This is a genomic window from Pseudomonas sp. C2B4 (genome assembly GCF_013359695.1).
Classification (GTDB): Bacteria; Pseudomonadota; Gammaproteobacteria; order Pseudomonadales; family Pseudomonadaceae; genus Aquipseudomonas.
In genome coordinates, this window is record NZ_JABFMU010000019.1 from 56643 (window position 1) to 68064 (window position 11422).

The following is an 11422-nucleotide window of genomic DNA, read 5'->3' on the forward strand; positions in this document are numbered from 1 at the left end:
ATGATCTTCACCCAGGAACACGAAGCACTGCGCCGCACCGTCCGCCAATTCGTCGATCACGAGATCAACCCCTACGTCGAGGAATGGGAAAAGGCCGGGCGTTTTCCGATCCATGACATCTTCCGCAAGGCTGGCGACCTTGGCCTGCTGGGGATCTCCAAACCGGAAAAATTCGGCGGCATGGGGCTGGACTACAGCTACTCGATCGTCGCCGCCGAAGAGTTCGGCACCATCCATTGCGGCGGCATTCCGATGTCCATTGGCGTACAGACCGACATGTGCACCCCGGCCCTGGCACGTTTTGGTTCCGATGAGTTGCGCGACGAGTTCCTGCGCCCGGCGATCAGTGGTGAACAGGTCGGCTGCATCGGCGTTTCGGAAGTCGGTGCCGGGTCCGACGTGGCCGGGTTGAAAACCACGGCGCGCAAGGATGGCGACGACTACGTGATCAACGGCAGCAAGATGTGGATCACCAACTCGCCAAGCGCCGATTTCATTTGCCTGCTGGCCAACACCTCAGACGACAAGCCGCACATCAACAAGTCGCTGATCATGGTGCCGATGAACACACCGGGTATCAGCCTCAGCTCGCACCTGGACAAGCTCGGCATGCGCAGTTCGGAAACCGCCCAGGTGTTTTTCGACAATGTGCGCGTACCGCAACGCAACCGCATCGGCCATGAAGGCGCGGGGTTCATGATGCAAATGCTGCAGTTCCAGGAGGAACGCCTGTTCGGCGCAGCCAATATGATCAAGGGCCTGGAGTACTGCGTCGACAGCACCATCGAATACTGCAAGGAGCGCAAGACGTTCGGCAGCGCGCTGATCGATAACCAGGTCATTCACTTCCGCCTGGCCGAATTGCAGACCGAAATCGAATGCCTGCGCGCGTTGGTCTATCAAGCCACCGAGCAATACGTCAAAGGCCAGGACGTCACTCGCCTGGCGTCCATGGCCAAGCTCAAGGCCGGTCGGCTGGGTCGCGAAGTCAGCGACAGCTGCCTGCAATATTGGGGCGGCATGGGTTTCATGTGGGACAACCCGGTGGCCCGCGCTTACCGTGATGTGCGGCTGGTGTCGATTGGCGGCGGTGCCGACGAGATCATGCTGGGGATCATCTGCAAACTCATGGGCATCCTGCCGGGGAAAAAGAAATGAGCAGCCTGCCGGTTTGCCAGACGCTGCTGCTGGAGCCGCATAACGGCGTGCTGCACATCACGCTTGATCGCCCGCAAAGCCGCAATGCCATGAGCTTGCAGATGGTCACCGAATTGCGTGCGGTGCTGGCAGCGGTGCGTGATGACCGCACTGTTCGCGCCCTGGTGATTGGCGGTGCCGGCGGACACTTCTGTTCTGGCGGCGACATCAAGGACATGGCCAATGCCCGCGCCCAGGGCGCGACGGCGTACCGCGAATTGAACCGTGCATTCGGCGCCCTGCTGGAAGAAACCCAGCACGCGCCTCAAGTGGTGATCACCGTACTGCAAGGCGCGGTGCTGGGTGGCGGCTTCGGACTGGCCTGCGTCAGTGATATCGCCATTGCCGAACACCAGGCGCAATTCGGCCTGCCGGAAACCAGCCTCGGCCTGTTGCCGGCGCAGATTGCACCGTTCGTGGTCCAGCGCATCGGCCTGACCCAGGCCCGGCGCCTGGCTTTGACGGCGGCACGCTTCGATGGCACCCAGGCGCGGCGCATGGGCCTGGTGCACTTTGTCGAGCATGACCCGCAGGCGTTGGCCGAACGCCTCGATGAGGTACTGGCCCATGTGCTGTGTTGTGCGCCGGGGGCGAATGCGGCGACCAAGCAGTTGTTGTTGGCGAGTGCCGCGCAGCCAGCAGGTGAGCTGCTGGATCAGGCGGCCGAGTGGTTTAGCGAAGCGGTGACCGGAGCGGAAGGCGTCGAGGGGACCATGGCCTTTGTGCAAAAAAGAAAACCGGGGTGGGCCCTTTAAAAGCATCGCTGGCAAGCCAGCTCCCACAGGTTCTGTGAACGACAGAGATCCCTGTGGGAGCGGGCTTGCCCGCGATGAGGCCATCACTGCCACTGAACACTTTGAGAGAAAAACCATGCCCGGATTCAGCAAAATCCTGATCGCCAACCGCGGTGAAATCGCCTGCCGCATCCAGCGCACCGCCCAGGCCCTGGGCTACCGTACCGTCGCCGTGTTCAGCGACGCCGATGCCGACGCGCTGCATGTGCACATGGCCGATGAAGCCGTGAACATCGGCCCGGCCCCGGTGCAACAGTCTTACCTGAACATCCCGGCAATCATCGACGCCGCCCGCCGCACGGGTGCGGACGCTATCCATCCGGGTTACGGTTTTCTCTCGGAAAACGCCGGCTTCGCCCGCGCTTGCCAGCAGGCCGGCATCACCTTCATCGGCCCCAGCCCCGAAGCCATCGAACTGATGGGCAGCAAACGCCTGTCGAAAATCGCCATGATCAACGCCGGCGTGCCGTGCATCCAGGGTTATCAAGGCGCCGAACAGGATGACGCGACGCTCAGCCGCGAAGCCGAACGCATCGGCTATCCCCTGATGATCAAGGCCAGTGCCGGCGGCGGTGGGCGCGGTATGCGCCTGGTGCACGATGCCGGTGATTTGCTCGAGCAGATCCGCACCGCCCGCTCCGAAGCCCTGCACGGTTTCGGCAGCGACGAACTGATCCTCGAACAGGCGCTGATCGAGCCGCGGCATGTCGAGGTTCAACTGTTCGGTGACCAGCACGGCAACCTGATCTACCTCGGCGAGCGTGATTGCTCCATCCAGCGTCGCCATCAGAAAGTCATCGAGGAAGCGCCCTGCCCGGTGATGACGGCTGAACTGCGCCAGGCCATGGGCGAGGCGGCGCTCAAGGCCGGTCGCGCGGTGAATTACGTCGGCGCGGGCACCGTGGAATTCCTGCTCGATGCACGCGGCCGGTTTTACTTCCTGGAGATGAACACCCGACTGCAGGTGGAACACCCGGTCACCGAATTGATCACCGGCCTGGACCTGGTGGCCTGGCAACTGAACATCGCCGAAGGACAACCGCTGCCGCTGCGTCAGGAGCACGTGCAACTCACGGGGCACGCCATGGAAGTGCGCCTGTATGCCGAAGACCCGACCCAGGGATTTCTGCCGCAAACCGGGCGCATCGCGGCCTGGGAACCGGCGCTGCAAAGTGGCGTAAGAGTCGATGATGGCCTGGTCGAAGGCGGACACATCAGCCCCTTTTACGATCCGATGCTGGGCAAGATCATCGCCCATGGCGCCACTCGCGAAGAGGTCCGTCGCAAGTTGCTGCGGGCGGTGCAGGACAGTGTGCTGCTGGGCGTGCAGAGCAACCAGCGTCTGCTCGCCAGCCTGTTGCAACACCCACAATTCATCAGCGGCGAATTCAGCACCGGATTCATCGCGCAGCATTTCGCTGACCAACCATGCCTGCACCCCCATGTGCCCGATGCGGAGGAGCTGGCCATTGCCGCCGCCCTGCTCTATCAAGCCTCGGCCCAGGCGCACCGTGGTCCTCTGGCCGGTTGGCGCAACAACGCCAGTGTGCCGCTGCACTATCGCCTGGGCCTGGAAGATCAGGCGTGGTTGGTGGAGCTGAATGCCGTACCGGGCGAGGCCTACCGGATTCAGATCGCCAGCCGCCGCCTTGAACTGAAGGTCATAGAGAGTGATGGACGCTGGGCCACCCTGGAAATCGATGGCATCCGTCGACGCTACGCCTACCGCCTGCAGAACGGGCAAATCTGTCTGTTCACCCGTCCGGGCAGTGTGTGCCTGACGGACCGGACCCAGGCCCTCGTCGGCAGCCAGGCCAGCGTCAGCAGCGGCACTCTCAAGGCGCCGATGGATGGCGCCATTGTTGATGTGCTGGTCAGCGAGGGTAGCCCGGTGAGCAAGGGTCAATTGCTGGTGGTGCTGGAGGCCATGAAAATGGAGCACCCGCTCAAATCGGGCATCGACGGCGTGCTCAAGCGCTTGCAGGTGCGGGTTGGCGATCAGGTCAAGAATCGTCAGGTTTTGCTGGAGGTTGAATAAGCCGCTAGGCGGAACCGTCGGGTTTGGCTACGCTCAAAGCCTATCAGGACGCGGATACCAGGAACCCTGCGATGCCTCAATGGCTGGTCATTGATCTGGAAGCCACCACCGATGAAGGTGGCTGGCCAGTAACAGAAATGGAAATCATCGAAATCGGCGCCACCCTGGTGGACCGCAAAGGGCGCGAAGTGGATCACTTCCAGTGCTTCGTGAGGCCACTGCGGCGGCCGCTGCTGACACCGTTTTGTCGGGCACTGACGCACATCACCCAGGCCGACGTCGATACGGCGCGGACGCTGGACGAGATTTGGCCGACATTCGAGCAATGGCTCGGGACGCATCACGCGCAACTGGAAGGTTGGGTCAGCTGGGGCGATTACGATCGCCAGCAGCTCGTACAGGAATGGCAGCGCCTGCAACTCGACAGCCTGCTGAGCCGTGTACCGCATATCAATCTCAAGCAGCGCTTTGCCAAGGCGCGTCGCCTGGAACGTCCGCTGGGGCTCAACGGTGCGCTGCAATTGGCCGGCCTGCAATTCACGGGGCTGCAACACCGGGCACTGGAGGATGCGCGCAATACCGCGCGCCTGCTGCCACAGATCTTCCCCCCTCTGGAGAGGTGACGACGCCGGCCCCCTTGTGCATACTGGCCGGCCCTTTTTAGCCCTTTTCGAGGAATCGCCCATGTTTAAAGTCAACGAGTACTTCGACGGCACCGTCAAGTCGATCGCCTTTGGCACCGCTGAGGGCCCGGCGACCATCGGCGTCATGGCTCCGGGCGAATACGAATTCGGCACCAGCCAGCGTGAAATCATGCACGTGGTGTCCGGCGCCCTGACCGTCAAGCTGCCTGACAGCAATGACTGGGAAACCTTCGCCGCCGGCAGCCAGTTCAACGTGCCCGCCAACAGCAAGTTCCAGCTGAAAGTGGCCGTCGACACCGCTTACCTGTGCGAATACCGCGGTTAAACCCTCGGGTTTCACGGCGAAAAAAAACGCCCGTGTCCTTTAAGACACGGGCGTTTTTCATTTCCAGGCGATTATTCCAGGATCGTCACCGGCATGCCGACTTCAAGCCGGCCATTGCTGTCATTGACCAGATTCTGGCCAAACATCGCACCATCGGCCTCGGCACGGTATTTCTGCAAGGTGGCCAACGGTTCGCGATCTTCGCTGCGTACACCGGTTTGCGGGTCGATGGTCGTCAGAATGCAGCGTGAGCAAGACTTGACCACGCGGAACTCGACATCGCCGATGCGAATGCGTTTCCAGCCATCCTCGGCATAGGCGTCACTGCCTTCGATCACCAGATTCGGTCGAAAACGCAGCATTTCCAGCGGACGACCGACCCGTTGCGACAGATCCTCCAGCGACGCCTGGCCGATCAGCAACAGCGGGAAACCGTCGGCGAACGCCACTTGATCGTCATCCTTGCCGTAACCCGCCTGGGTAGTGCGTGCCCGATCCAGTGGCACTTGCACCAGGCGCGTGGGTTTGCCGATGAACTCACTGACCCAGGCTCCGGCGGCGTCGCCCGCATCCGGTACGCGCAAGGTGTCGCGCCAGATGGTCACGCCGCGCAATTCAGCGTCGCTGCCAGGCAAAGCGATATCGATCGGTGTATGGCCCGGCGCACTGAGGGTCAGCCCGCCATCGGCATTCCACAACGCCGATAGTTGGCTCATCTGCGCCACCGCCCGCTGGGTCAGGAAGCGCCCGCTGGCCTCGTCCACCAGCATCCAGCGTCGATCTCCGTCCAGCCCCAGCTTGTCGAGGCCGACCTGCTGCAAGGTTTCGCCCTTGCCGGATTTCAACGGATAACGGTAAAGCGCGCTCAGACGCAACATGGCCAGCTCCCTGGTGGACAAAAACGTCACCCTATACGAGCTTGATCGCTGAATCAAAGTGCAAAAACCACTGTAGGAGCGAGCTTGCTCGCGAAAAATCCAAGGACGCCGCTGAGCATCCGGATTTACGCGTTATCGTTCACGACCATCGCGAGCGAGCTCGCTCCTACAGGGTTATCAGGCGGGCACTTCGTCCAGCATCAGGCGCTGGCGCACCACGTCGACCAGTTTGTCCGGCTGGAACTTGGAGAGGAAATTGTCACAGCCGACCTTCTTGACCATCGAGTCGTTGAAACTGCCGGACAAGGACGTGTGCAGAACCACATAAAGGCCACGCAGGCGCGGGTCGTTGCGGATTTCGGTGGTCAGGCGATAGCCATCCATCTCCGGCATTTCCGCGTCGGTGAAGACCATCAGCAGCTTATCGGTCATGTGCACGCCGGTATCGGCCCAGGCCTTGAGCATGTTCAAGGCCTTCAAGCCATCACTGGCAATGTGCATTTTCACGCCCAACTGACCCAGGGTGTCGCGCAATTGCGCCAACGCCACATTGGAGTCATCCACCAACAGCACTTCACGGCCACGGGCACGCTCCAGCACCGGGTCGTCAAGCTTGTCGCGGGACACCTTGGCATTGTAAGGGACGATTTCAGCCAGGACTTTCTCCACGTCGATGATCTCCACCAACTGGTCGTCGACCTTGCTGATGGCAGTCAGATAATGCTGGCGACCGGCACTGGACGGCGGCGGCAGAATCGCTTCCCAGTTCATGTTGACGATACGGTCTACCCCACCGACCAGAAACGCCTGCACGGAACGGTTGTACTCGGTCACGATAATCGTACTGTTTGGCCCCGGCACCAGCGGACGCATGCCGATCGCCTGGGACAGATCGATCACCGGCAGGGTCTGGCCGCGCAAATTGACCACGCCGCAAACGAACGGGTGACGCTGCGGCATCAAGGTCAGTTTTGGCAGTTGCAGGACTTCCTGCACCTTGAACACGTTGATCGCGAACAATTGCCGTCCGGCGAGCCGGAACATGAGAATTTCCAGGCGATTCTCACCCACCAGTTGCGTACGTTGGTCTACCGTATCGAGAATGCCAGCCATCAATGACTCCTGGGCTTGTACTGATGAATTCACTAATAGAGGGTTATCGGCTACGTTTGCCAGATCTTGACCCCTCGCAAAATGCCATGCTCAAACATTGATGTCACATTAACATCATGCTTTACTGGCGCCGTGATTTTCATCTGCTACTCTTTTTCGGCACGACCACGGTTTGCGCCATAGGTTCCGCTGCGTAAGGGATTCCCCTAGCAACAATCAGGCACAACCTGATATTCGCGATATCCAATAGCCATTAATGTGACGCCATTCTCATTGCATGAATGGAGTCAGGCTTTTGTGTGCGATCGCAGGTCAGTGGCCAACCACCCTCTCAAATAGTTCCCCGGCACGGATTCCAGCCGGCCGGAACGCGATCTCACGACGAAACGGTTACGTCGGGACGCCCATCGTCCTCGTCAGCACACACGACATCCCCTCATTAGTCATGACGTTGTGGAGATAAGCATGCCGGACAATCGTAAAGAGTGGGCGAAGCGGGTTCCGGAGTTTCTTGTCGAGGCCGAATCACTCCTGGCCAAGACCGAGGAATGCCTGAGTCATTTGCAGCTGATCAGCAATGACAAGGACGCCATCGACTGCATGCTCAGCACCCTGCTCAAACTGGCCAGCAAGGCGGACGCCCTTGCACTGGCGGCCGTTTCGGAATTTTCGCTGCACATCCATGGTTTGCTCAATCACGCGCACAATCATATGGAACTGCACGACGAAGCCCTGAGCGCACTCAAGGACTGCCTGACATTGATCGCCTGGCAACTTGAGCTGATAGACCAGAACACCGGCCAACTGAGTCTCGATGAAACCGAGCAGACGACCCTGATCGAGGCTTTTGCCTTCCAGGTCGGACAGAGTCAGTTTCAACCGCCTGTTAATTCCAAGCCGTTCACACTCGTTCCCTACCTGGAGCGACAGGCTTAGATCCACAGAACTGTGTCGAACTCCACATTTTCAAAATAAAGATTGCGCACTAACTTGGGCGTATTCATGTCGTAATTGATTAATGCATGCCCATTAACGACAAGCACAAATAAATATCCAACCTCCGGGCAATTGAATGCCTGTCATGACTAGGGTTTTGCCTGGCGTCTAAAGTCAAGAATCCATGGACAATTGAATTCTTTCCGGCACCGGCCACCACACTTCCCGCGATGGAACTCACACCCGCATTGCTTTGTTTCCTGACTCCATGGACATATATCGCATGCGCGACCAACGGTATCTTAAGTGGTATTATGCCGCCCATTAGTTGACGTCAATTAATGGCAATATGATTGCCACGACTGCAGCCCGATCAAGTTTCAGGTTGAAATTCTTGTACAGAAACTATGCACCGTTGATGTCCATGTACAACATTACAAAACAGAGGCCTGTCAGCGAGCATGACCGGTCTGCCCGCAGCGAACATCCATTGGCTCCATCCGCTATGTACGCCAGCTTCAAGTCAATCGCCACGTGGCCACCTTCCCGAGAAAACGCGCGCCGGTTCACGCTGGTGTTATGCGCCTGCTCTACGCTCGGCAGTCTGTTGATCTATGCCCTCTCCATTCACTTGCCGCTGGGTCTGCTGGTGCTCAACATGGCGGCATTGGGTTGCGTCTGGGTGCAATATCGCCTGTCGCGCAAATCGATCAAGTTTCAACCGCAGGAACTGGCCGATCGCTTGCTTGAGGTCCAGGAAAACGAACGTCACCGGCTCAGTCGGGAACTGCATGACGACATCGGCCAGTTGCTGACGGCTGCCAAACTGCAAAGCGACTGGCTCAAACGCCGAATGCCGGAAGAACTCCAGGGGCAATGTTCCGTACTGTGCGACACGCTGGAAGAAACACTCGCCAAAGTCCGCGACGTGTCGGCCATCCTCAATCCCCGGCAATTGACCAGCCTTGGACTCGAAGCCAGTCTGCGCGCACATTTGCTCAAGACGCTGGCTAACACCTCCGTGCACTGGAGCCTGGAATGCCATCAACGCCTGACCGGGATACCGGAAGAAATGGCCGTGGCGGCCTATCGCATTACCCAGGAAGCCGTCACCAACATTCTGCGGCATGCCCAAGCAAAGAATCTTCTGGTCTGCCTGCAACGTTTACCGCAAGGCCTGTCACTCTCGATCAGTGACGACGGCCAGGGATTCGCCCCGGCCACGGATCCAGGTCGTGAGGGACAGCGCGGAATGGCCGGGATGTCGGAGCGGATCCATCAACTGGGCGGCACACTGACCGTGACCAGCGAGCCGGGCAAAGGCACTCAAATCGAAGCTCTCTTCCCCTGGGCGCCCCGCGCGCTCGAACGGGCCAGTACGAATAAGGTTATGCATTGACTTGTAACTTACTTCTGGTGGATGACCACTCGCTGATCAGGGCAGGCGTGCGCGCCCTGGTGCTGGACCTTCCCGGTTACGCGGTAATTGGCGAGGCCAATGACGGCTCGCAGTTGCTGGCGATGGTCGAGCATTTGTCCCCGGACATCGTTCTGCTGGATATTTCCATGAAGCAGATCGGCGGCCTTGAAGCCTTGCAGCAGCTCAAGCGGATTCGTCCGCAGAGCAAGGTACTGATCCTGTCGATGCACACCGACCCGGCATTGATCATGCAGGCGCTGGAGTCCGGGGCGCATGGCTATTTACTCAAGGACACCACGGCCACCGAACTCGAACATGCGCTGGAAGCCTTGCGCAACAACGAACGCTACCTGAGCCCGGCCATTGCCCATACCGTTATCACGCAGGCATTGACCCGAACCCAGAAAACGCCCGACCCCGCGGACTCGCACAATCTGACGGCCCGGCAACTGGAAATCCTGCGATTGATTGTTCGCGGGAAATCCACCCGGGAAATCGCCAACGGCCTGGGCCTGAGCGTCAAGACCGTTGAAACCCATCGTTCGCAGATCATGAAGCGTTTGCAGATCTTTGATGTGGCCGGCCTGGTGTTGTTCGCCGTGCGCGAGCAGATCATCAGTCTGGACGACTGACCGATTCCGTCGCACTCAACAGCGGCGAGGTTTCAGGCAAGTGCACCCGAAGTGCTGCCGGCCTAGCCGAGAACCGCAGGTTGTCGCCTTCCAGCGGCTCGCCGTCAAGGTTGATGAAGAGGCCTTCAGAAGCCTTGATCTCGACCCATGGCAGGCGGGCCCGCACGAACATGCTTTCGATACCGAAACCATCGGCCAGCAGGCTCTTCAAGGTCCCAACCACTTCCTGCGGGGCGGGCAAAATGCTGATATCGAGCAACCCGTCGTCAGCCAATGCCTGCGGGCATAACACATGACCGCCGCCTGCCTGCCGACCATTCCCGATGCCCAGCGCCAACAGCTCGCCACGCCAATGAAAATCCGGGCCATGCAGCTCGCCATAAGCGGCGTGCAACTCACTGAAGCGTGACAGGCCCGTGAACAGATAAGCGGCGCCGCCGAGCACCTTTTTCAGCTCCTCGGAGGTATTGGCCGTCACCTGACTGCCAAAACCGCCCGTGGCCATGTTCAAAAACACCTGCCCGCCGGCTTCCCCCAGATCAATGGCGCTCGGCGTCACGTCCAGCAGATCCAGCGCCTCGCCAGGCTCCAGAGGAACCCCGGCAGCGCGCGCGAAATCATTGGCCGTTCCCAGCGGCATCAAGACCAGACTGGCCGGTGTCGAATGTGCAGCCATGGCCTCGGCAATGTCACGCAGGGTGCCGTCACCGCCACCGGCAATGATCTGCCTGTAACCGGCGGCCAATGCTTCATTGACCAGGCGCTGAGCGTCGCCAGCCTCCCAAGTCAATCGAACGGCCAGCTCCCAACCTTGTTCGCGCCTGTTTTCGACGGCCGCACGAACCTCCTCGTTGAGCGCCTGCTTGCCATGCAGAATCAACAGCGCCTTGCGATCGCTCATGTGTTGTCACTCCCGGGATTAAATGGCGTATGGGAGATGTTGACCGCGCTGAACCCGATAAAAGTCGCGCAAGTTCGAATTATTTTGCAGCGAACTTCTTGAGTCCTGTATGACGAGATTTTTCTTACAAAACGTGAGGAATCGGCTCAATTGACCAAAGTGTGTGATTGGTACACCTTGATGCCCGTGGTTCCGGTCATTCGCAATGACAAACACAAGGACGTGCCATGCACAGTCAGAACCTCAACCTACCGGTCCGTTCGGTTGCACCGCTCGCAGGGAGCCGGGCCAGCCATCAGGCTGAACTCAAAAACAGCGTAGAACCCAATGGAGAAGTCGATATGGAACCTCGTGTCGCTGAGCTGGAGACCCGCCTCAAGTGCATCCGAAAAGACATGGAAGCAGTTCACAGTGACGTCAAATCCATCAAGCACAGGCTTGCCTATGCTGCGGGCGGCGCCGCCGTGGTACTGGGGCTTCTTGGCTGGATCGCCAACAGCCGCTTCGACCAGCTCGTGACGCTGCTCCTGGCCCATTGATCAGC

General features: G+C 59.6%; 12 protein-coding genes. 9 read left to right on the plus strand and 3 right to left on the minus strand.

Features of this window, described 5'->3' with window-relative positions; genetic code table 11:
• From atuD to HNQ83_RS14675, 5 genes are all read left to right on the plus strand, one after another.
• Nucleotides 1-1158, plus strand: a complete 1158-nt coding sequence (atuD, locus tag HNQ83_RS14655; protein ID WP_175389623.1) for a citronellyl-CoA dehydrogenase — start codon at nucleotides 1-3, stop codon at nucleotides 1156-1158.
• The gene (locus tag HNQ83_RS14660; protein ID WP_175389624.1) at nucleotides 1155-1952 is read left to right on the plus strand and encodes an enoyl-CoA hydratase/isomerase family protein; all 798 of its coding nucleotides are present in this window, start codon (nucleotides 1155-1157) and stop codon (nucleotides 1950-1952) included. Before atuD ends, HNQ83_RS14660 begins: the two co-directional genes overlap by 4 nt.
• Before the next feature lie 115 nt (nucleotides 1953-2067).
• Entirely contained in the window at nucleotides 2068-4029 is a 1962-nt protein-coding gene (locus HNQ83_RS14665; RefSeq protein WP_175389625.1) for an acetyl/propionyl/methylcrotonyl-CoA carboxylase subunit alpha, read from the plus strand.
• A 71-nt stretch (nucleotides 4030-4100) separates the two neighbouring features.
• The gene (locus HNQ83_RS14670; protein ID WP_175389626.1) at nucleotides 4101-4652 is read left to right on the plus strand and encodes an exonuclease domain-containing protein; all 552 of its coding nucleotides are present in this window, start codon (nucleotides 4101-4103) and stop codon (nucleotides 4650-4652) included.
• A 61-nt stretch (nucleotides 4653-4713) separates the two neighbouring features.
• Complete coding sequence (locus HNQ83_RS14675; protein ID WP_007973461.1) at nucleotides 4714-4998, plus strand: pyrimidine/purine nucleoside phosphorylase; 285 nt, start codon at nucleotides 4714-4716, stop codon at nucleotides 4996-4998.
• Nucleotides 4999-5069: 71 nt separating this feature from the next.
• Here HNQ83_RS14675 and HNQ83_RS14680 read toward each other — a convergent pair whose 3' ends face one another.
• Together HNQ83_RS14680 and HNQ83_RS14685 are read right to left on the minus strand one after the other, a co-directional pair.
• Complete coding sequence (locus tag HNQ83_RS14680) at nucleotides 5070-5876, minus strand: MOSC domain-containing protein (RefSeq protein ID WP_175389627.1); 807 nt, start codon at nucleotides 5874-5876, stop codon at nucleotides 5070-5072.
• Between the two features lie 177 nt (nucleotides 5877-6053).
• Nucleotides 6054-6989, minus strand: a complete 936-nt coding sequence (locus HNQ83_RS14685) for a chemotaxis protein CheV (RefSeq protein ID WP_175389628.1) — start codon at nucleotides 6987-6989, stop codon at nucleotides 6054-6056.
• A 465-nt stretch (nucleotides 6990-7454) separates the two neighbouring features.
• On the opposite strand from HNQ83_RS14685, the gene HNQ83_RS14690 reads away from it, so the two are divergent.
• From HNQ83_RS14690 to HNQ83_RS14700, 3 genes are all read left to right on the plus strand, one after another.
• Nucleotides 7455-7925, plus strand: a complete 471-nt coding sequence (locus HNQ83_RS14690) for a hypothetical protein (RefSeq protein WP_175389629.1) — start codon at nucleotides 7455-7457, stop codon at nucleotides 7923-7925.
• 505 nt (nucleotides 7926-8430) lie between these two features.
• On the plus strand, nucleotides 8431-9324 hold the full coding sequence (locus tag HNQ83_RS14695) for a sensor histidine kinase (RefSeq protein WP_175389659.1): 894 nt from the start codon (nucleotides 8431-8433) through the stop codon (nucleotides 9322-9324).
• Nucleotides 9321-9977, plus strand: a complete 657-nt coding sequence (locus HNQ83_RS14700; RefSeq protein WP_175389630.1) for a response regulator transcription factor — start codon at nucleotides 9321-9323, stop codon at nucleotides 9975-9977. The genes HNQ83_RS14695 and HNQ83_RS14700 overlap by 4 nt, the downstream gene beginning before the upstream one ends.
• On the opposite strand, the gene yegS is transcribed toward HNQ83_RS14700, so the two are convergent.
• Entirely contained in the window at nucleotides 9961-10878 is a 918-nt protein-coding gene (yegS, locus tag HNQ83_RS14705; RefSeq protein WP_175389631.1) for a lipid kinase YegS, read from the minus strand. The genes HNQ83_RS14700 and yegS overlap by 17 nt on opposite strands.
• Nucleotides 10879-11105: 227 nt before the next feature.
• Here yegS and HNQ83_RS14710 point away from each other — a divergent pair, with 227 nt between their 5' ends.
• A complete protein-coding gene (locus tag HNQ83_RS14710) occupies nucleotides 11106-11417 on the plus strand; it encodes a hypothetical protein (protein WP_175389632.1) in 312 nt (103 codons plus the stop codon).
• The last annotated feature ends 5 nt before the right edge of the window (nucleotides 11418-11422 follow it).